Source organism: Vibrio sp. Makdt, assembly GCF_027587015.1.
Classification (GTDB): domain Bacteria; phylum Pseudomonadota; class Gammaproteobacteria; order Enterobacterales; family Vibrionaceae; genus Vibrio; species Vibrio chagasii_B.
The window spans coordinates 50826-71251 of record NZ_JAPPTH010000016.1; the positions used below are offsets into that span (position 1 = coordinate 50826).

At 45.0% G+C, this 20426-nt stretch carries 17 protein-coding genes and 2 tRNA genes; 6 read left to right on the forward strand and 13 right to left on the reverse strand.

Annotated features, from left to right (window positions below; all coding sequences use genetic code 11):
• Positions 1-136: 136 nt before the first annotated feature.
• Complete coding sequence (locus OH460_RS18530) at positions 137-1081, forward strand: ADP-ribosylglycohydrolase family protein (protein WP_269999091.1); 945 nt, start codon at positions 137-139, stop codon at positions 1079-1081.
• A 189-nt stretch (positions 1082-1270) separates the two neighbouring features.
• Here the strand turns inward: OH460_RS18530 and OH460_RS18535 are convergent, their stop codons facing one another.
• Complete coding sequence (locus tag OH460_RS18535) at positions 1271-3277, reverse strand: TonB-dependent siderophore receptor (protein WP_269999092.1); 2007 nt, start codon at positions 3275-3277, stop codon at positions 1271-1273.
• Between the two features lie 20 nt (positions 3278-3297).
• Here OH460_RS18535 and OH460_RS18540 point away from each other — a divergent pair, with 20 nt between their 5' ends.
• Entirely contained in the window at positions 3298-4506 is a 1209-nt protein-coding gene (locus OH460_RS18540; RefSeq protein WP_269999093.1) for a helix-turn-helix domain-containing protein, read from the forward strand.
• Positions 4507-4523: 17 nt separating this feature from the next.
• On the opposite strand, the gene OH460_RS18545 is transcribed toward OH460_RS18540, so the two are convergent.
• A complete protein-coding gene (locus OH460_RS18545; protein ID WP_269999094.1) occupies positions 4524-5414 on the reverse strand; it encodes a LysR family transcriptional regulator in 891 nt (296 codons plus the stop codon).
• Between the two features lie 101 nt (positions 5415-5515).
• On the opposite strand from OH460_RS18545, the gene OH460_RS18550 reads away from it, so the two are divergent.
• Positions 5516-6127 (forward strand): LysE family translocator, encoded by a 612-nt coding sequence (locus tag OH460_RS18550; protein WP_269999095.1) that lies wholly within the window; start codon positions 5516-5518, stop codon positions 6125-6127.
• 52 nt (positions 6128-6179) lie between these two features.
• Here the strand turns inward: OH460_RS18550 and OH460_RS18555 are convergent, their stop codons facing one another.
• The 6 genes from OH460_RS18555 to OH460_RS18580 all read right to left on the reverse strand — a co-directional run bounded on the left by OH460_RS18555 (position 6180) and on the right by OH460_RS18580 (position 11596).
• Positions 6180-7418, reverse strand: coding sequence for a DUF1501 domain-containing protein (locus OH460_RS18555; RefSeq protein ID WP_269999096.1), 1239 nt, complete (start codon positions 7416-7418; stop codon positions 6180-6182).
• A gap of 8 nt (positions 7419-7426) precedes the next feature.
• Positions 7427-8788, reverse strand: a complete 1362-nt coding sequence (locus OH460_RS18560) for a DUF1800 domain-containing protein (RefSeq protein ID WP_269999097.1) — start codon at positions 8786-8788, stop codon at positions 7427-7429.
• A 140-nt stretch (positions 8789-8928) separates the two neighbouring features.
• The gene (locus OH460_RS18565) at positions 8929-9360 is read right to left on the reverse strand and encodes a GNAT family N-acetyltransferase (protein WP_269999098.1); all 432 of its coding nucleotides are present in this window, start codon (positions 9358-9360) and stop codon (positions 8929-8931) included.
• Positions 9361-9402: 42 nt separating this feature from the next.
• On the reverse strand, positions 9403-9897 hold the full coding sequence (locus OH460_RS18570) for a GNAT family N-acetyltransferase (protein ID WP_269999099.1): 495 nt from the start codon (positions 9895-9897) through the stop codon (positions 9403-9405).
• Positions 9898-9915: 18 nt separating this feature from the next.
• Positions 9916-10254: a zinc ribbon domain-containing protein YjdM gene (locus tag OH460_RS18575; RefSeq protein WP_008216181.1), complete on the reverse strand. Its 339-nt coding sequence runs from the start codon at positions 10252-10254 to the stop codon at positions 9916-9918.
• 178 nt (positions 10255-10432) lie between these two features.
• Positions 10433-11596: a threonine/serine exporter family protein gene (locus OH460_RS18580; RefSeq protein ID WP_105058298.1), complete on the reverse strand. Its 1164-nt coding sequence runs from the start codon at positions 11594-11596 to the stop codon at positions 10433-10435.
• A 522-nt stretch (positions 11597-12118) separates the two neighbouring features.
• Between OH460_RS18580 and OH460_RS18585 the strand changes: the two genes are divergently transcribed.
• The 3 genes from OH460_RS18585 (at position 12119) to OH460_RS18595 (ending at position 12770) form a co-directional block, all read left to right on the forward strand.
• Positions 12119-12193: transfer RNA gene (locus OH460_RS18585), tRNA-Gly, on the forward strand.
• A gap of 39 nt (positions 12194-12232) precedes the next feature.
• Positions 12233-12307, forward strand: a tRNA-Gly gene (locus tag OH460_RS18590).
• A gap of 205 nt (positions 12308-12512) precedes the next feature.
• Positions 12513-12770 (forward strand): hypothetical protein, encoded by a 258-nt coding sequence (locus OH460_RS18595; RefSeq protein ID WP_102422966.1) that lies wholly within the window; start codon positions 12513-12515, stop codon positions 12768-12770.
• Positions 12771-12880: 110 nt separating this feature from the next.
• On the opposite strand, the gene copI is transcribed toward OH460_RS18595, so the two are convergent.
• From copI to OH460_RS18620, 5 genes are all read right to left on the reverse strand, one after another.
• Positions 12881-13423, reverse strand: coding sequence for a copper-resistant cuproprotein CopI (gene copI, locus OH460_RS18600; protein WP_269999100.1), 543 nt, complete (start codon positions 13421-13423; stop codon positions 12881-12883).
• Between the two features lie 107 nt (positions 13424-13530).
• The gene (locus tag OH460_RS18605) at positions 13531-16671 is read right to left on the reverse strand and encodes an efflux RND transporter permease subunit (protein WP_269999101.1); all 3141 of its coding nucleotides are present in this window, start codon (positions 16669-16671) and stop codon (positions 13531-13533) included.
• Entirely contained in the window at positions 16668-18395 is a 1728-nt protein-coding gene (locus OH460_RS18610; RefSeq protein ID WP_269999102.1) for an efflux RND transporter periplasmic adaptor subunit, read from the reverse strand. The genes OH460_RS18605 and OH460_RS18610 overlap by 4 nt, the downstream gene beginning before the upstream one ends.
• 10 nt (positions 18396-18405) lie before the next feature.
• Positions 18406-19755: a TolC family protein gene (locus OH460_RS18615; RefSeq protein ID WP_443088688.1), complete on the reverse strand. Its 1350-nt coding sequence runs from the start codon at positions 19753-19755 to the stop codon at positions 18406-18408.
• 177 nt (positions 19756-19932) lie between these two features.
• Positions 19933-20355, reverse strand: a complete 423-nt coding sequence (locus OH460_RS18620; protein ID WP_269999103.1) for a hypothetical protein — start codon at positions 20353-20355, stop codon at positions 19933-19935.
• Between the last annotated feature and the right edge of the window lie 71 nt (positions 20356-20426).

Here is a 20426-nt window from a genome sequence, read left to right on the forward strand (position 1 = left end):
TCCTGATTGGTTTAACTCATTGACCAATCAGGATTAATCGTTTCAAAACTCTCTTCTAAAGCACAGCAAACCCTTCATTTAAACACTATACTTTGAATACTAAATCCCATCGGATTCTCTCAAAGGTCAAACCAACATGGATAATCATAAAGAAAGAGCATTTTATGCCGTTGTCGGCGCATTAGTTGGGGACGCTGCCTCTATGGGGCTGCATTGGTTATATGATCAAGAGAGGATCATACAGGTAGCGGGTTTCGAGCCTGAGTTTCGTTCGCCAAACGAATCCGATTATCAAGATAAAGGCTATTTTGCTCACCAAGGAAAATCCGCAGGCGACCAATCTCAATACGGTGCTCAACTATTAGCAATGGTCGATAGCCTAGTCGACAATCAACACTATGATGAAGCAAGTTACATCAAACATTTCCGCTTCTGGTTTGATTTCGGTGGCAGTTGGCAAGGTTACATAGATAAAGCGACGCGCATGAGCTTGCTGAACATCCATCAATTAGAATTAGCAAACGCCCCTATTACTTCGTGTGGCGCTGACGACACGCAATTGCCTGCAATTTCAAAAATCATCCCTTTAGTGGCTTGTACTTATACGTCTCACACCTTACCAGCAATGGTTGAAAGCGCGGTTCGAGTCACTAATAACAACGATAAAGCAGTAGAATGGGCACAAGCCATCACCCTACTGATTCAAGCTGCGATACAAGGTAATTCACCATTGCAATCCGTAGAAATGGTAAGACAGACCTGCAGCAGGTTTATACACGATCAAATCGATGAAGCATTGGCAGAACCTCAACTTTCAATCACTGACGCGGCAAAGAAATTTGGATTGCATTGTGAATTGAGTGCCGCATTCCCCTTGCTGATTCGCATCATTGCAGGCGCTCAAAGCTTTAAACAAGGTATTAGAGATAACATCTTATGTGGTGGTGATAGTTGCGGGCGTGCGATTGTGATTGGCGCAGTACTAGCGGCTTGTTTCTATGAAGAACAAGGAGCAATTCCGAAAGAATGGCTGAAGCAAGTTGAGCTCAATGGTGGTGTATTGTCTTTGCCAATTGAGTAATTTCCACAATAAAGAATAAAACTAAAGCGCCTCTCGATTCCTTGCTCGAAAGGCGCTTTTCTTTTCACTATTCACTATTCACTTCAACGAATGGCTTAAACGGATAGCTTCAGTTTCGGATTATAAACTTCGCGGATCCCTACGACCGCTGGTTTGTCACTCTGACTGAACCTATTTCGTTACACATTCCTAGAACTGATACGCGGCAGAAAGCTTGTAGTTACGACCAGGTTCATAGTCATCGAGGGTAAAACCCCTCGCCGTACCTGAACGAGATGCGTGTGAGGTATATTGCTCGTCAAACACGTTGTCGATCCCAAAGGTGACAGACAATCCGTCCACGGTAGATGGCACCCATTGTGCGTAAAGGTTATGCACGTCGTAGCCTTCTTTGATTGGCTGACCATCAAATACGTTGTCTTCATCCTTAACAAACATCGAATTCCAACCAAAAATCGTTTCCAACGCTTCAGATTGATAGTCCAGTGTTAAAGTGATGCTATCGCCCATATCAATACTACGACCATTTCCACCTGCGACAGCGCCGCCCGTGTCTTTGTTTTTAGTATCAGAACGTGCGTAAGAGAGTTTGCTGTTAAACATCTCGTAGCCGTAAGATAAGCTCGCTTCGAAGCCTTTTATCTCCACATCACCTAAGTTGTAGATCAAGTAACTTTGGGTTGCAGGTTGGTACTCTTCGGCAATGTAATCATCAATATTGGTTTGGAATATAGTTAGGTTCGCGCCAACAAAATGATCATCAATGCGCTTGTCGAAACGAACGCCACCCTGTGTGTTCTGCCCCGTTTCGGCTTTGATATCGTCCGCTAAGTATGCGGCATCTTGATACGCAATAAAGGTTTCCATCAACTCTGGGCCTTTAAATAGCGAACGTGTGCTCGCAAACAGCGTCCAATCTTGTGTCACATCCCATTGCGTCGCTAGAGACCAAGTTACGTCATCGAAATCGTCATTTCCTGTCTCTGCTTTACGCTGATAATCATCAAAGCGAATACCCGCTGTGATCGAGAGGGCTTGAGTAAAGTAGAACTGGTCTTCAACAAAAAGTGCGGTAGAAATGGCCGACTCATCCATAAACTTACTGCTGCCGTAATAGCTGCTTGATGACTTGTCCATGTAATCAAAACCGTAAGTCGCAACATTATCAAACGACATCAAACGATAGTCCGATTGGAACTTAGCATTCACGCCAAAGTTCTGATTCTTTGCCGTGTTTTTAGACAAACGGTTCGAAGGCCAGCGTGGTGCCATAACAGTTTCATCACGCTTAATTTCAGTTTGAGTGTTGTAAAGCGTCACGTCACCTTGATGAGTATCGCCACGTAGCTCATAGCTTGCAGTGACGGTGTCACGGTCGTAATCGGTTGGGATCAGAATATCGTTAGACAGACCTTCATTAGCGCCACCCGACATATCCGGGCGCGGGCTGTAATCGCCGCTATCGCGGTAGAGATCATAAGCGAGTTCAAAACGGTGCAAGTCGCTCGGTTCAAAACCAATCTTACCAAGAATGTTGTATACGTCCCCTTCTGAACCAAAGGTCTCATTGCCGTCACCATCTTCAAAGTTATCACGGCTCATGTAGTGGCTATAGAGCATGGCATCAACGTTATCCGACAATAAGCCATACACAGTTAAAGAGCCTTGTTGACTGGCGTTAGTGGCATAACCGCCATAGACACGAGCTCCGAATCTTTCGTCATAACGAAGCAGGTCTTTTGCATCTTTAGTTTCAAACAACACAGAGCCACCGAGTCCATTTTGCGTAACTGAGTTGTTACCTACTTGGATATCGGCCGATTTCAAAATGTCTGGGTTAAGGGTGAGGTTGCCAATATGGTGGAACATGTTGGCGTGCTGAGAAGAGCCATCAAGTCGAATATCGAGATCCGTTTCGCTCAAGCCGCGAATCGTGATTCTTTGGTTCACCGAGTGTGTCCCCCCAACATCAACACCCGGAATCTCTCTCAGCAGATCAGACATATGGTCAGCTTGCTTAAGTGACATATCATCGGCAATGATCGATTCAGTGTTGCTTGATACTTTTGTTCCCCACACCACCACTTCGTCAAAGTGCGATGTGCTCTCTTCTGCTATCACAGGGCTACTAAACGCACTGGCTATGGCAAGACAGAGGGTTGAAAGCTTGATTGTTGAGCTGTCTGGGTTTTCCATAAATTCAATCCTAGATGTAAATGATAATAATTCGCATGTATGGTAGAGTTGTAATTTATAAATGCACAGATGATTTGCTTATGCGAAAACGCATAGCTGTTATGAGGAAAGGTCAAATGGGTGAAGTAACGTCAGAGCAAACTAAACTTGCCGAAACGACTGTAGCGAAAGCGAATGTGATAGCCAAAAAGTCTACGTTAACCAAGAAGGTCGCTCTCACTAAAAAGTTAGAACAGACTGAAAAGCAGATCATCGTGACACAAGGTCAAACTAAGCAGACTTCACTCGCTGAGGGGAAATTTCTTTCTTACCAATACAATGATCAGATTTTTGTGCATGGTGGCCGCTGTATTGAATTGGTCGACAGTAATATCGTATCTACGGCCCACTCCGCTATTTTGATTACTATCCTTCTAGAAGGAAAACTCACCTTTGGCTACGACGATTTGGAGTTCGACCTCGATGCCAGCAATGGACCACAAGGCGTGGTAGTGAACTTGGCCAAACCAGCCAACTTTAGACGCTCGTTAATTCAAAATAACAAGATGAATAAGATCAACATCTTGGTTAAGCCACAATGGGTAACACCACGTTTAAGTGACCACTGTTCAAGTAAATCATTCTTAGATTCGCATAAGGCCTTTTACGATGTGCAGTTCAACGCTGACATCATTCAACTCGCCAATACACTCACTAGCCAAGCGACACCTGCCAACTTCCAAGACAAGCTTGTCGTAGAGACGTTAACCCAGCAGTTACTTGCTCAAACCCTGTCGCAGATGCCGATTCAATGTTGCCAAAAGTGTACCTCTGAGGACATTCACACTCGTCCTAACGGCACGGATCAACACGTTGATTTTGACCAAAACGATAACCAAGTTTCGGCTGAAAAAGGGTTCGATGCCAAGATTGAAGACATCATCAGCTACATTGAGATAAACCTAGATCAACCGCTCAGCCTAGAAAGTATTGCGAGCAAATTCTCGATGAGTATCTCCTACCTTCAGCGTCGATTTAAGCAGTCTTACAATCTAACCATCAACGGCTATATCCGACACAGACGCCTAGATATCGCGCGACAACACTTAGAACGAGGCTTGGTATCAATCACTGAAGCAGCCTATGAAGCGGGTTATCAGCACCCTTCTAACTTCACCAATGCATTTAAGAAAGCGTTTGGTGTTCCACCTCATGCGCTTGCGAAACACTCTGCATCAAGGGGGAATTAGCTTCTGACGTAAAGAATCTATTTGTTTTTAATAACTGGAACACACTGCGATAACTCGCTCTTCAACCAAGCTACGAATGAATTGCCTGACTCATCCTGATTGCTATCTTGCGTGAGCAATATGTACTGGTGACCAGAAGGTACGAAGCCAAACGGCGCGATCAAGTTACCTCTTTCAAGATCGTCGGCGACAAGTGGATAAGACCCAAGCGCTATGCCTAACCCATCGACAGCCGCCTGAAAGCAAAAGTAGAAGTGTGCAAATGTTTGGTTCGCTGGAGCTTTTGACCACTCTCCACCATTAACTTTATCTTTAGTGATAGCACTCCAATGACTCCAAGCATCTGGTCGTGTACTGCTATGCAGTAATTTCACATCATCTAAGTTATCTTTTACCTGCTGCCAATAACCCGGGGAACACACAGGGCCTACCCACTCTTCAACTAGCGGTATCTGTTCGTAACGCTCGGTTAATTTAAAGTCATCTCGGCGAATCGCCATATCGAGTCCTGTCGCATTCAAGTTCACAGGCCCACCAGCAGTCGACAAACGAACATCAATACCTGACTCAGCGTAAAAATCGCCTAAACGAGGCATCAACCAACGCATGGTTAATGTTGGTTCACACGACACCTCGAGCGCGTGGTTTTTCAGTTGGTTAAGCTTTGTTACGCCTGTATCCAAAGCCTGAAACGCTTGCTCTGTGTAGCCCTTGAGTAACTCACCCTCTTTGGTCAAACATACATTACGCCCCTGCTTACAAAACAGAGTATGAGCCAGGTGATTTTCCAGAACCTTGATCTGTTTGCTCACCGCACCATGGGTAATATTGAGCTTTTCTGCCGCTTCGCTGTAACTCATCGAATGCGCGGCGACATGAAAAACATGAAATGCTTTAAGATGCCTCATATATGATTATTTCTCACAGGTTAATGGAATTCATTTCGATTATAGGTAGCAAATAAAAACCATACAATGGCCGCTCATCAAATAAGAGAATTGGAGTATTTATGGAATGGTTGAGCTTAGCGGTGTTAGGGCTATTAATTGTTATAAGCCCAGGTGCTGATTTCGTTTTAGTTTTGAAGAACAGTGTCAACCAAGGAAGACAAGCTGGCATTTGGACAGCATTAGGGGTCAGCCTAGCGATTTGTGTTCACATCAGTTATTCGATGCTGGGTATTAGTTACTTAATCTCACATAATGAACAGATTTTCGACATCATTCGATACGCAGGTGCCGCTTACCTTGTTTACTTAGGGATCAAAGGAATTATAAGTGCAGACAGCAAACTTGCCCCTATGGAAGGAACGACGCAGAGCATCAGTGTTTGGCATTATTTAGCCCAAGGCTTTTTGTGTAACGTACTCAACCCTAAAACCATGTTGTTCTTCTTGAGTATCTTCAGCCAGGTCATTTCACCTGACGCTGAAAACCAACATATCGCACTCGGTTACGGGCTTTACATGATTGTCCTTCACGGCTTGTGGTTTGGAATTGTTGCAGTGTTATTTACTTCAAATACGCTCCAAAAACACTTGTTGAAAGCCAAGAAAAGGCTCAATCAAGCGTGTGGATTTGGCCTTTTAACATTCGGGGCATTATTGGCGGTTAAGTCTTAAACCACATGCAAAACTATGCCCCTAAGACGATAATCTAAAATTCAAAGCCACTTCATATCATTTGAAGTGGCTTTACCATTTCACTATCAGGGAAGATGGTGTTGAGTTGCTTTTCTTCTAGCGACAGATGCTGGTTCAACACGCCTTTGATTACACCTCGCATGTCGATGGTTGGTTTGAGGTCTCGCCCTTGATACAGATTCTCTTGGCTTAATCCCGGCCAGCTGGCGATAACTTGCCCACTTGATGTGCTAGAACTCGATATGTTTGAAGCCTTATTAGCCATCGCACCACCAGCAACCAGCATAACGTTACCAGTGCCATGATCGGTGCCTTTTGTGCCGTTTTCCTTAGCTGTTCGACCAAACTCACTGGCCGCGATGATCACCGTATTATTCCAGCGTGACCCTAACGATGCCTTAAGTGCCGCTAACCCTGAATCCAGAGTTTTAAGTTGATTACTCAACCTACCGTTAACGTTGCCTTGATTGGCATGCGTGTCCCAACCACCTAATTCTAATGCTGCAATGTTTGGCCCATTTTCAGCAGATAAGATGTCGCCCGTTTTACTCATCAATGACTTGAATTGTTTGCCAACGCCTTGGTCACCCACCAGCTCATCGATTTTCATGACGCGTTCAAAGTTGGCAGACAGCATTTGGTCACTTTGGAAGAGTTCTTCAAGTAGCTCTGTTTGTTTGTCACGTGTTTTTAAGCGGTTTGGATACCAACTTGCCACGGTAGATTCACCCTGCATGATGAGCGGTAGGCCGGAATCAATCGCGATTCCATCGTATTTCTCTGAGCTAAGGCTTAATAAACGGTTAAGCCACCCCTTGGTATTAAAAGGGTCGGAAGTGCCGTTTTCTAATATCTTTTGTCCATCAAAATGAGAACGCTCACGATAAGCCGTTGAGCAAGCATGAACAAAGCTAAGTTCTTTATTTTCATACCATTGATGACAACTTTTAAGCGAAGGGTGTAACCCAAAGAAACTGTCTAGCTTCAATAGCTGATCGGGCTTCAAACCGATATTCGGTCTTAGATTTGCGTATTCAGGATCAGCATGAGGTACCACAACGTTTAACCCATCCATCGCGCCACGCAGTGATATCCAAACAAAGATATTGTCTGAACGTGTTTTGGCAAAGCTTGGTAATGGCAACATAGCACTCACACCAACAGCTGCGGCCATGCCCATAAATTGGCGGCGATTAATACTTTTCAGGCTGAGATCGTGTGGCTCATGACTATACGACTTAATATTCTGCGAAGCGTTTGTCTTTTTCATACCCACTCCTAACGATATTGAAACTGTGGGCTTAACCACAACAGGGAAAGTTGCATTGCAGCACTGTCAGCTTTGCTCAATACAATTTGGGTGTGTTCATCAATCGCATCGCCGTATAAAGCTGCGATAACGTTATCCACGACTGCCTTTGGTTTTATACCAGACGCCTTAGCCGACTTAATCGTGATTGAGGCTAGCCTATTAGCGACTTGCATACGTTGGGTTAATGCCGAAGGGCTGTTGTAGTCTCTGTCTTGATCCGACCATCCTGCCGGTGAACCCGGCTTAAAAGGTGGTTGGCCGAGTGTGTTGAGAGTATTCAGTACTTGCTTATCATTAAGTGGAATGTCGGCGCTGCGAAGTACCGCAAATAGCCACTCTTTCGGAGGTCTAAATCGATTAGGATTAGGCTCACTCGCCTGCTCGCTGCTCAGCAACAAGCGGTAAACAGGCAGCAAGTCACCATTACCTTTTAAGTATGCAGCAACCATCTGTTTTGAGAGAGCTTTAGGTGTGTCACCAATAAAATGCAGGCAAAGCTTATCAACCAAATGTTTGGCAGTGTCTTTGTGGGTAGCTAAGGTTTGTAAACACGACTCCCCTTGTGAGACACCTGACTGGGAGTAGGATTTTCCAAGTAAAGTAATACTGCCTGGTTCATGGAGGTTATTAGCAAATCGAAAACCAGCGTTTGGGGATTGGAATTTAATTCCCCAACCCGAAATCGCCTTAGCCAAAGCAATCACATCCTGTTGGTTATAGGCGCTATCAACGCCTAGAGTATGAAGTTCTAGAATTTCACGGGCTAGGTTTTCATTGAGCCCCTTATCACGGCGCTTACCAACTTTTGAGTTAGGTCCAATGGAGAGTTGATTATCAAGATACAAAAGCATGGCTGGATGTTTTGAAGAAGCCATCAACATGTCGCTGAAATTACCATTCCAATGCTTGCGAACCACATCGTTTTCAATGCTGGCGGCTAAGGGCATCAATTTTCGATTATCTACCGAGATTGCAAAGTGGTTACTCCAAAACTGAACAATGCGCTCTTGAAAACCATAAGGCGTTTCAACGCTTTGTAGATGACGAGCTTGAGATTGTTGTCGATAATGAGTTCGAAGAAACGACTGTGCCTCTTTCTTCATTGCTTGCATCTTTTCCTCATCACCCTTGGCTTTCTTTCGCTGTTCACGATTTTCACCAATAGTTATGAGAATAGATTCGGTTGTGGGTAAAGCTTGAATGGACTGATGAACAAATGGTTTTTTATCCAACTGCTCTAAAGGGGAATAATAGGTTTCCTGTCCCAATCTAGGTCCAAAACCAAACCTTTGTTCACCCAAGATTTTTGAAGTTGGGTAATAATTCATTGCACACTCCCTTACGCTCAATCTGTTCTAAGTGTAATCGCTTAGTCATCAAGCATAGGGAGCTTTACAAGATTTTACGTTAGATGGGTGTCAGGTGCCTATCAAGTTACAGACACAGTGTGATCATTTTGAATGGATGTCTATTTACGCCACATATATACAAACTGATCGTTTTGCGAGGTGATTTCAAAACCAAATCGGAGATACAACTCCCCAACTCGATTACCTCGCAGATAACATAGCTCTACTGGCTTATTAAGCTTTGAAGCGTGAGTTAAACAATCAGTCAAAACTTGGCTTCCAATCCCCTTGCCATGATATTCAGGCAGCAAGAAAAACCGACAAAAGTAGAAGTGGTCACCTTTATCTTGCAGTAACACACTGCCGATGGCTTTGCCTTGAAGTACAATAATCTCAGGCCTTTCTTCTTCCCACTCTTCGGCGTGTATATCTCGCTGGACTTGTTCATCCCAACCAAATACGGCTTTGATCGGTTCGAACTCCGCGGCCTTTTTAAGCTCGAACAGAAATTCATAATCTGATGACTGAGCAGGCCTTGTTGAATACTTCAAAATATCTCCATAAGTAACTAGGGCTTCTTACTTCAATAAGGTTCATTTAGGGTCTAGTTGATATCGCAATACTTCGTGTCTGTCTTGCTCTGAATAAAATGTACTCAAGAACCGACCGCCGCACTTCTCAATCACTTTCTTCGAAGCGATATTGCCACTTTCACAAGTAATGATAGCGCTTTCTGTTAACGCGTGATGTTGTATCCAAGACAACATATAGCCAGCAACACCTCGCCCTCTAGCTTGAGGTAAAGTTTCATAGCCGATGTGTCCGATGACATCATGGATGTACTCAGTCGTTCCATGACGAACTCGAATCACACCAAGGATCTCGCCACAATCGATACAAAAATAGGTAGAAGCTGGAGTCCAACCTTCTGGCAAGCCTTCACCTTTAGAATAAGCGATTCGCCTTTTTAAATAGGCATCACTGCCATCGGAAATGCCCGTGTAAATATCGAGCCCGTCTTCAGCACAAGCATTCACATAATGATGAAAGGCTGTTGAATGCGATAAATCAGCTTTGACTATATCCATGTCGTTTTGAGATCCCGATTACTGCTTTTTAACGTATTTCGCAGTCACCAACATTTCACCGCCACCATCAAGCTTACAATCTAGCTGGTGATCTTTTCCTTCATTGATGCGTCGAATCACAGCTTTGGTACCAATTTTTAGTACGCTAGAGCTGCCTTTTACTTTTAAATCTTTGATGAAGGTGACTTTGTCGCCAGTCTCTAGCACAACGCCATTAACGTCTTTCACTCGCGCAGCTTCTCTTTCCAGACGTTCTTCTTCTGGATTCCACTCATAAGCGCACTCAGGGCAGATTAAGTTGTTTTGGTCTGGGTAAACATATTCAGACTGACATTGCGGGCAAGGAGGTAAAGACATACGTTACTACTTCATTTAAATGGAATTTGTGTCATCTTAATGACTCTTGCCATGGTTAGCGAGCATAAATCGAATCAATTGCATCAAGATGAGTTGGTGATAAGAAAGAGCGGCTTCAAAACGAACAAACACAGCAGTGAGCTGTGTTTGTTTAGAAGGTTCCGATAAGTAAAACGGCTTAACGTTCAACTTTAGGCGAGTAAATGGAATACGCCGTAATTTGACCAGCGACGATCGCCGAGAACATAAACAGTGCCGATAAACCAATACTCGGAATCGGCAAAATAGACTGCTCAAATACCGATTGACTGGCACTCACTAGAACACGGCTACCCGGAACTAAGATAATGATTCCTTGAACAATATAGATAGAACCCGTTAGATCCATCTTCTTCGCAATCCAAGTTCCATAGAGCGTGATCAATACTGTCGTTACCCAAGTGCCAACTACCCAGCCACTATCAAAACCTAGATAGAATGGTCCCCACATACCGAGAACCGCAACTGGCAAGCCTAATAGAATATCGGTTGGGCGCGCATTAAACATCACACCGATAGAGACAGAAATCAGCACCAATCCGGAAATATGCATCCAAGTCGGCACGGCATTGGTGTAATCAATGGATACCGCTTGCCCCCATACTGCTTCACCAATGTTCAGCCCCATGATGATGCCAACGAACAGCTTTATCAGTGTTAAGGCACTCTGCCCTAGCAAGCTGGTACCAGAGACTAAATCGTTAAAGGCCAAACACTCTAGTGCGTTGGCTATGGATAACCCGGGGACAAACAAAACGATCGAGGCAATACACAGCGCCCAGACCGGGATCGGTAGCCCTGTGCTTGCCAAAAATGCCACAGCAATACCGGTTAATAGTGCAGAGATGAATTCAACCGCAATCGCGCGGCGTGAATGGAGAACTTGCTGACATACCCAAACCATCAAGCCAAGTAACGCAGAAAAGCCTACCGCTTCCAAAGTACTACCGACCAACATCAGATAGGCAGGTGGAATCCCCATATTCGCCAGTGCAGTAATCCATTTAGAATAACCAACCGGCTCTGGGACCGGTTCACTGCTTGGTTGATTGATACGAATAATGGTATTTGCCAACAAACTCAGGTTGATTGAAGCTGGCTTTAGACGTTTGAGAATAACGGCATTGTTATCGTCTGGAAATTGATAATTAATCGCGGTCGGTGTTGCCTGAATCATTACGTCTACACCATGCTTTTTCGCATAATATTGTGTGTATTTTTCAAGCTTATAAGGAGCACAACCACTGCGGTGAAGTGTATCGCCAATTTCAACAATTTTGTTAATTCGGTACTGAGACGGCATGGGTATTTTAGGGGAAACAAAATGTGCGGCAAATGTACCAGACGATAGACGGAATGACGAGGTTTTTGCGTAATTTATCAACTAGATTCGTCACTTTTTTCTCCGAACACTCAAAAGTACGAATGACTCTACTCATTTAGGATTAAACCTATGAATAATAAGAATTGTTCACAAGTTAAATATATGCATCCATATTGTTATAAACAGACCGTTAGGTCTGCTCAAAAAAACCGCGTGTGTTAACGAGATTATTCATAAAATTCAGGGCAAATACAGAACAAAGACCAAACAATGCGGCGGTTTATAAAGCAAGGTTAAAGTTCATCCAAAGCTAGCGGTAGTCATAACATTTAAGCACAGAGCGCTAACGAGAGTTTAGTCACACTTTATGCAACCACAAAACACCAGACGTGATTGAAAAACTAGCGGAGTGGTGGTTATGCGAGCACTTAGAATAAAAATGGAAGAAAAAGGTTTCGTTTTCAGTTAGATGTGGCATTATCAAACTCGTTAAGACGATGTGCGTGCATCGTATAATGGCTATTACCTCAGCCTTCCAAGCTGATGATGCGGGTTCGATTCCCGCTGCACGCTCCAAATCTTCTTAATGCCTCAGTCTTACTCTTAAGACAGTGTGCGTGCATCGTATAATGGCTATTACCTCAGCCTTCCAAGCTGATGATGCGGGTTCGATTCCCGCTGCACGCTCCAACTCAAGTTCATCGTTTGCCCCCTCAGATCGAACTTAATCTTCATACTTTGAAGTAGTACGCTAACTACTTAAATTATCTTTAGTTTCCCCTTTACTACTCTTACTGTCTCTCAGAATTGTTCTAGTTTTATAATCTCGGTCAATGTTCGAATCCTTCGTTGTGTTAATGTGCGCTCAACTGGAAACAACCATAAAACAATAAAAATGTTTAAAAGCAATGAGTTAACTATCAATATTGAGACAATCAATATCGCACTGTCCAAAGTCGAAAACGCGAACAAAATTCAACTTAATACGTTGAAAGGTTATGTGAGCAGTGAGCCTGAGCAAGCTATTCTTGCGTTTCGTTCTTTGAGTGAAGTGGAGTCTATCGACGACAAGCTGAAAAGAATCATGTCAGAGCTCCCTCATCTAAGTGGCGAGGCGCAACACCTACTGGAAACATCGATTCTTTTACAGTGATGAGAAAAGAAGATAAGTCTCAACTGACGCATTGGTATGAGTTAAGACTTATCTTTAATTTTCTAGCCCTCATTGAGTTGCTAATTCAACAAAACACTATTGATTAACGTCTAAAGCGTTAACGACTTCACCATACCCGCTTCTGCATGTCCTGGGATATTACAAGCAAACTCTACGTTGTTATCACCATGGAAATGCCAAAGCATCTGTTTCGCTTTACCTGGTTTAACCGTAACGGTGCTCCCCGAATCATGAGCATGATTGCCCATATTTTTCATCATTTCACGATGCTCTAGTTGCTCTGCGGCAGAACCAATTGAGAATTCGTGATCAATCTTGCCTGTGTTCATCACGACGAACTGCACCACGTCATTCGGCTCAATCTCAACCTTGTTCTTAAACGTAATTTTCATGTCATCACTCAGTAGAACATGAACCACTTTATCGGGTTTAGCGCCTTGAGCTGGCATACCCACTTCCGACATACCTTCCATGTCCATCATCATTGAATGATCCATTTCTCCGCTCTTCATCATCGAGTGATTCATACCTGAATGGTCCATATTTGAATGGTCACCAACTGAATGATCCATTGCAGCAAACGCTGTTGAAGCGGTGATTGTTAGGGCGATAGTAATTAGTGTTTTTTTCATGGTCTTTCCTTAAATTGATTCTATTTTTGTTGGTTTCACATGTTTATGTGGTGCGCCCTTACCTACTCCCATTTCGCAAGCAAGGGCTTTTATAATCAGTACGTTATTTACTTGTCTCGGCTTTGGATCTGAGTGATCTCACGCTGCTTCCACAGCTTGAAGATCGCAGGAAGCACCAATAGAGTGAGCAGTAGCGCAGACGCCATTCCCCCAATCATTGGCGCGGCGATTCGTTGCATCACTTCTGAGCCTGTACCTTCTCCGTACATGATTGGGATTAATCCAATGATTACGGTAAGCACTGTCATCATGACTGGACGCACACGAAGCCCTGCCCCTTCACGAATGGCATCAGTGAGATCGGTTTGTTGGAGTATTTTCTGGTTCTGTTCGGCATCAAGCTTTTTGAAGTGCCACGCTTGGTTGAGGTACACCAACATGATTACCCCAATCTCTACCGCAACGCCCGCTAGCGCGATGAAGCCAACACCAACCGCAATGGAGAAGTTGTAGTTGAGGTAATGCATTAGCCACAAACCACCAACCATGGCTAACGGCAATGTCAGCATGATCATCATCACTTCACCAACACGGCGGAAGCTCAAGTACAACAGCAACATAATGATGGCGATGGTGATTGGCACTACCACACTTAGGCGATCTTTGGCGCGTTCCATGTATTCGTATTGACCAGACCACGCAAGTGAGTAACCCGCAGGCAGTACGATTTGCTCAGCAACCACTTGTTGTGCTTCTGCCACATAAGAACCAAGGTCACGACCATCAATATCCACGAATACCCAACCGTTAGGACGTGCATTCTCTGTTTTGATCATCGGTGGACCATCTTCGTAACGAATATTCGCAACATCAGACAAAGCGATACGAGCACCGTTTGGTGTTACTAACGGTAGGTTCTGCAGCTTGACGACAGAATCACGGTAATCTTGCGGGTAGCGGACGTTGATTGGATAGCGCTCCAGCCCTTCAACGGTTTCACCGACATTCATCCCACCCACTGCAGTTGAGATAACCTGCTGCACTTCTTTGACACTCAACCCATAACGAGCAGCAGAGCGACGTTTGATATCTATCGTGACATAACGACCACCAGCCACACGTTCGGCATACACAGAAGCGGTACCGCTAACACCATTTAAGATTGGCTCAAGCTGAGAACCAATATCCTCAATAACACTCAGCTCTGGGCCAGCGATTTTGATTCCGATTGGCGTTTTAATACCGGTCGCTAGCATGTCGATCCGGGTCTTGATTGGCATGACCCACGCGTTAGTCAAACCCGGAAACTGAATCAGATCATCGAACTCTTTGCGTAATGACTCTGTAGTGACACCGTCACGCCATTCACTTCGAGGGTTAAGCTGAATAACCGTTTCAATCATGGTCAGTGGTGCAGGATCGGTTGCCGTTTCCGCACGTCCAATCTTGCCCCATGTGGTTTCAACCTCTGGAATGGTTTTGATCAGCTTGTTGGTTTGCTGCAGCAATTCACGCGCCTTACCTATCGAGATCCCCGGATAAGTAGTCGGCATGTACATCAAGTCACCTTCATCCAAAGGAGGAATGAACTCACTACCAAGCTTAATGGTTGGGTAATACGCAGAAGCCATCAAACCCAATGCAATCACAATCATCACTTTTGGATACTTGAGGCTTAGGTTGAGCAATGGCTTATACATCGCGACTAAACTGCGGTTCACTGGGTTTTTGTGTTCAGGTAACACGTTACCGCGAATGAAGTAACCCATTAGCACAGGAACAAGCGTGATAGCCAAGCCTGCAGCCGCCGCCATTGCATATGTTTTGGTAAACGCGAGTGGCGAGAACATCTTGCCCTCTTGGCCTTCTAATGCGAATACAGGAACAAAGCTTAAGGTAATGATAATCAGCGAGAAGAACAGCGGAGCACCCACCTCTTCTGCCGCTTTACCAATGACTTGCCAACGGTTCTTATCGGTTAGAGGCGTTCGCTCAATGTGTTTGTGAACGTTCTCTATCATTACGATAGCCCCATCGACCATGGCACCAATCGCAATCGCGATACCGCCGAGTGACATGATATTGGCGTTAATACCCTGCCAATGCATCACGATAAACGCACCTAAGATACCAACAGGCAAACTCAGCGCGATAACCAATGATGAACGAATATGGAATAGGAACAGCGCACACACAATCGCAACCACGAAGAACTCTTCTGCCAACTTCTTCCATAGGTTTTCTACCGCAGAATCAATCAAGGTTGAACGGTCATAAGTCGCGACAATTTCGACACCGTCTGGTAATCCCGCTTGCAGATCTGCGAGTTTACTCTTAACAGAATCAATTACTTCACTGGCATTTTCACCAAAGCGCATCACGATAACGCCACCAACCGCTTCACCTTCACCATTGAGCTCAGAGATACCACGGCGCATCTGCGGGCCAAGGTTAATATCAGCAATATCACCCAATAACAGCGGTGTGCCTTTGTCGGTTACTTTTAGTGGCAGTGATTGAATGTCTTCAATGCTTGTCAGGTAACCCGTTGTGCGAACCATGTGCTCCGCTTCAGCAATCTCAACCACTGAAGCACCCGTTTCTTGGTTGCCATCTTGGATCGCCTTGTTGACTTGCTGAAGCGTTAGGTCATAAGCACGTAATTTAGCAGGATCGATCTGCACTTGATACTGCTTCACCATGCCACCGACAGTCGCGACTTCAGAAACGCCATCGACAGTTTGCAATTCATACTTCAAGAACCAGTCTTGCAGGCTTCGAAGCTCAGCCAAGTCGTGCTGACCGGTTTTATCTTGCAATACGTAGCTGTAAACCCAGCCCACACCGGTTGCATCTGGCCCTAGTGTCGGCTTAGCACTCGAAGGCAAGTTAGGTGCAACTTGGCTCAGGTATTCCAACACACGAGAACGCGCCCAGTACATATCAGTGTCATCATTGAAGATGATATAGACGTAGGAATCGCCAAAGAACGAGTATCCACGAACCGTTTCGGCTCCAGGTACGGCTAACATCGCAGTGGTGAGCGGATAGGTCACTTGATCTTCAACTACCTGAGGAGCTTGACCCGGGTAGCTGGTTTTAATGATTACCTGAACATCAGACAGATCAGGAATCGCATCAACAGGCGTATTTTTAACGCTGTATAATCCACCAAACACAATAGCTACGGTCGCGACCAGAACTAAAAATCGGTTACTGATGGACCAGCGAATGATTGCATTGATCATAGTTTGCCCTCACCCGCTTCTATGGATTTGAGCACATAATCTGAACCCTGTTTCGCCACTAGAAACCGAATGGTTTGACCCTCGGTGAACTCCGATAAATCAAGTTCATCACTGGCTTGGAAATTCATTTCGCCTGCTTTCCAATCCCATTCTGGCACTGGTTTGTGGTTTATTGTGATCATGCCAAAATCTGCCATCAACATAGTAATGTCGCCCTGCACCCACACTTTACCAGCCATTTGATGTTCGCTGACTTTGTAATCAACCACTTCGTATTGACCTGATTCTGTTTTCATCATCTCAAAATCAACCACTTGTCCGCGTTTGAGTTGGCTAACGTCCAAGCCTTCTGTGAAGGTAAAGTTCATGACCATGCCCGGCCAATCCCACTCAGGAACAGGTTGGTGATTGATGGTTGCCATTCGACGATCTTGCATTACATCGGCAATTTCACCTTTTGCCCAAGCCGTGTCTGCTTGCTCTTCCACACCATTGATGCGTGACAGATCCGCTGATTGGCTAGATTCAGAATCCAGCATGAAATGCGCTGAAGTGACAATGCGTTCGTCTTGCGTGAGCCCTCCTAACACCTCAATCTTGTCACCCGCTTCACGCCCTACCTCAACGCGTGCCGAACGGTATTTACCGTCACCTTCAGACAGCACAACACGAGTCATGCCACCGGAATGGATAACCGAAGCTCGAGGAATGGTAAGAACTTGGTCGTCACTAATTGGTTTCAGTGCAATATTGGCGAACATGTTAGGTTTGAGCTCACCATTAGGATTAGAGAACTTCAAACGAACGCGTAAGGTTCGTGTTTTAGGGTCAAGAATCGGATATACGTAATCCACATTACCTTGCCACTCTTTGCCCGGAATCGCATCGAGAGTCATCTCTGCATTGCTGCCCGACGAGATCCAGTGTGCTTGGCGTTCAAACACTTCGGCATCAACCCAAACTTCATCTAAAGGCCCTGCACTGATAACTGCTTGAGCCGGCGAAAGATAACCACCCTCACGAATATTGAGGCTTGCAATGACGCCATCTGCAGGCGCTTTGATTTCAATGGTTTGTGAAGCCTTGCCTTGACGAGTAATCGCGCGAATCTGCGCTTTATCGACGCCCAAGGTCACCAAGCGTTCAGTCGATCCTTTTATCAATCCTTTGCGACCCGTTTTGTATGCACTCAGCAGCTCTTCTTGTGCCTTAACAAGTTCAGGAGAATAAAGCGTGAACAGTACATCGCCTTTGTTTACCTTCTCACCAACCGCATTGATATACAACTTCTCCACCCACCCCGCAGCGCGGACGTTGGTTTGCCACAATGTACTTTCATCGAACGCCACGTAACCGACAGTTTCAATGCGTGGCGACAAAGCTTCCAACTCAACCTTTGCTGTTTTAACGCCGAGATTATTCTCGACTGACGGATCAATAAATACAGTGCCAGCTTTGTCTGAACCACCACTTAAGTCATCGGCATACACAGGAATCAGGTCCATGCCCATCGGAGATTTACCCGGCTTGTCGCGCTGATAGTTTGGATCCATCGGTGCTACCCAATACAAGGGTTCATCGCTTAAGCTTGATGTTGTATTTGTCCCGCTAGAAGCAGCCATTGAAGACATATCATTTGCCTGATTCATTAGAAAATGATTCACACCAAAACCTAATACGCCACCGACCAACAATGCGATTGTTGCTACTTTTACTGATTTCATTATTCGTTCCTTATTGATGGTTTGTCGCAGTTAGTTGCGGTTGCTCAACCTGATAATCAAAGCCACTCAGGAGTGACGCGAGCTTGCTATTCACGATGTTGAGATCGGTGATCAAGCGCTGTTGCTCTAGCTTTAGAGCCAGCTCGTCTGCCGTTGCAGAGATCACATCGTTAAACTGTGCAGTGTTGTTTTGATAACCTCTTTCAACCGCACGGATTCGCGCCGATGTCTGAGGTAATAAGGAACTTTGGTAACGCTCTAGGCGCTGGGTGAGATTCGCCTTATCCACCAATAATGCATTCACTTGAGCATTCATTTGGGCAAGTAAGGTGTCTTTTTGAGATTTAGCCGCACCAACTTGGTGTTGAGCCGCAGACAAGTTTTTGTCTTGTCGATTACCTGTAAATAGCGGGATGTCGACCGTTAGATAAGCACTGACAAGATCAGAAGCAGGTTCACCCGCCATGTTGTTCGCTTGTCGGTGGGCATACATGACTTCTACACCAAACTGAGGTGTGTACGCTTGTTCTGCCAATTCAACTTGAGTTTGATTAGACGAAATAGTCGCGTCCGTGATTTTAACGAGCGGATGCTCCATCAACAGTTGATAGTGTTTAGTTGAATCAAGGTTGGTTGCTAGTTTATTTTCCAACACCGACCAATCAATTTGGTTCGTCGCTTTGAGTGTGCCCGGAGAATCAAGAGTCTGAGAACCAATAGCCTGAGTCCCTAGCCAATCCGAACCCAACCATTCAGAAAGCTGAGAGATTAAACGGCGCTGAACTTGCTGGTTTGCCTGCAATTTCTCATCAAGTTTGCTGACTTGAAGCTGAGCATTCAACAGGTCTTGCGCTTCGCTTTTACCAATCGAGTAATTGGTTTGCACGTAGTTCTCTAGTTCAACCAAAAGGCGTCGGTTTTCACGCATCACACCTTCTGCGACTTGCTGGTAACCCAACTCAAGCCATAGCTGCGTCATGCTGTTAGCAACCGTCAATTCACGAGCCTCAACTTGAAGAGCGAGTCCATCGGCTTGCTGACTTGCCTTTTTCTGCTGAAGATCAAGCGTATTGCCACGCTCGAATTGCTGCATCAAACCAACCGAAATATTGGTCATCGGGTCTTCGTCGAATTGAAAACTATCGACTGGCAGGCCACCGAATCCGACTTTGAGTTTCGGGTCCATCAGCGTGGCGCTCGCAATGCCCGTTTCTCGCATCGCTTGCGACTGAGCAAAGTACTGCTTGCGATTTCCATCTTCGCTTAGCGCGATCTCAATCAGTGTATTGAGTTGCTGATACGAGCTTTGTTGATCAGCTTGTGTAGAAACAAGATCCGCAGCCAAAGCACTACCTGAAATAAAAGCAGAGCTTGAAACAAAGGCAGCAGCGACCACGACACTCGCGTTTATTTCAAACACGGAGTTTGTTGGTTTTATATTCACAATGAATGTCCATATCTAGCGTTAAATAACGCATATAAAAGATTGGCGTATCAGATTTATGAGTCTGATATCGCTATGTTTTTAGATATAGATTTATGCGGTGGGTGGGCGTAACAGAGATTGAGCACGTGCGACTTTCTGCCCAATAGTGACAGATTGAAAACGAGCTAGTGAAGAGGTAAATGGATTTGCGGCTTGAACATCCTGAATTGGATAGCAATTTGCAGAGCACACAGAGGCGCAGCAATCAGCACCCGAGCAATGGTTACCCATCATGTGGTCGCTGTCTTCGCTCATTGAAGACATATCGCATTGAGCCATCAAATCATGGGTATTCATATTAGAGTGTTCAGCGTGTGCTTGTTCACCCATCACATGACAAGCCGAGTTACCCGAGCTCATTTCCAACATCATAATGTCGCTCATCATGGCCGATGAGCTTGAGGCATAGCTAGACATCAACATCGCGATGATGCTGAAAACAGTAATCCAAGTTGTTCGGAGTGTGTTTGTCATAGCTAACCTTTAAATTTATAAGACAACTATATAGGTTACCCTTAGGGTAAGGTCAATGATGAAGGGTAAAT

Coding starts and splice junctions, on each gene's coding strand:
- OH460_RS18530 (WP_269999091.1), top strand. CDS start 137: ATGGATAATCATAAAGAAAGAGCATTTTATGCCGTTGTCGGCGCATTA.
- OH460_RS18535 (WP_269999092.1), bottom strand. CDS start 3,277: ATGGAAAACCCAGACAGCTCAACAATCAAGCTTTCAACCCTCTGTCTT.
- OH460_RS18540 (WP_269999093.1), top strand. CDS start 3,298: ATGATAATAATTCGCATGTATGGTAGAGTTGTAATTTATAAATGCACA.
- OH460_RS18545 (WP_269999094.1), bottom strand. CDS start 5,414: ATGAGGCATCTTAAAGCATTTCATGTTTTTCATGTCGCCGCGCATTCG.
- OH460_RS18550 (WP_269999095.1), top strand. CDS start 5,516: ATGGAATGGTTGAGCTTAGCGGTGTTAGGGCTATTAATTGTTATAAGC.
- OH460_RS18555 (WP_269999096.1), bottom strand. CDS start 7,418: ATGAAAAAGACAAACGCTTCGCAGAATATTAAGTCGTATAGTCATGAG.
- OH460_RS18560 (WP_269999097.1), bottom strand. CDS start 8,788: ATGAATTATTACCCAACTTCAAAAATCTTGGGTGAACAAAGGTTTGGT.
- OH460_RS18570 (WP_269999099.1), bottom strand. CDS start 9,897: ATGGATATAGTCAAAGCTGATTTATCGCATTCAACAGCCTTTCATCAT.
- OH460_RS18575 (WP_008216181.1), bottom strand. CDS start 10,254: ATGTCTTTACCTCCTTGCCCGCAATGTCAGTCTGAATATGTTTACCCA.
- OH460_RS18580 (WP_105058298.1), bottom strand. CDS start 11,596: ATGCCGTCTCAGTACCGAATTAACAAAATTGTTGAAATTGGCGATACA.
- OH460_RS18595 (WP_102422966.1), top strand. CDS start 12,513: ATGTTTAAAAGCAATGAGTTAACTATCAATATTGAGACAATCAATATC.
- copI (WP_269999100.1), bottom strand. CDS start 13,423: ATGAAAAAAACACTAATTACTATCGCCCTAACAATCACCGCTTCAACA.
- OH460_RS18605 (WP_269999101.1), bottom strand. CDS start 16,671: ATGATCAATGCAATCATTCGCTGGTCCATCAGTAACCGATTTTTAGTT.
- OH460_RS18610 (WP_269999102.1), bottom strand. CDS start 18,395: ATGAAATCAGTAAAAGTAGCAACAATCGCATTGTTGGTCGGTGGCGTA.
- OH460_RS18620 (WP_269999103.1), bottom strand. CDS start 20,355: ATGACAAACACACTCCGAACAACTTGGATTACTGTTTTCAGCATCATC.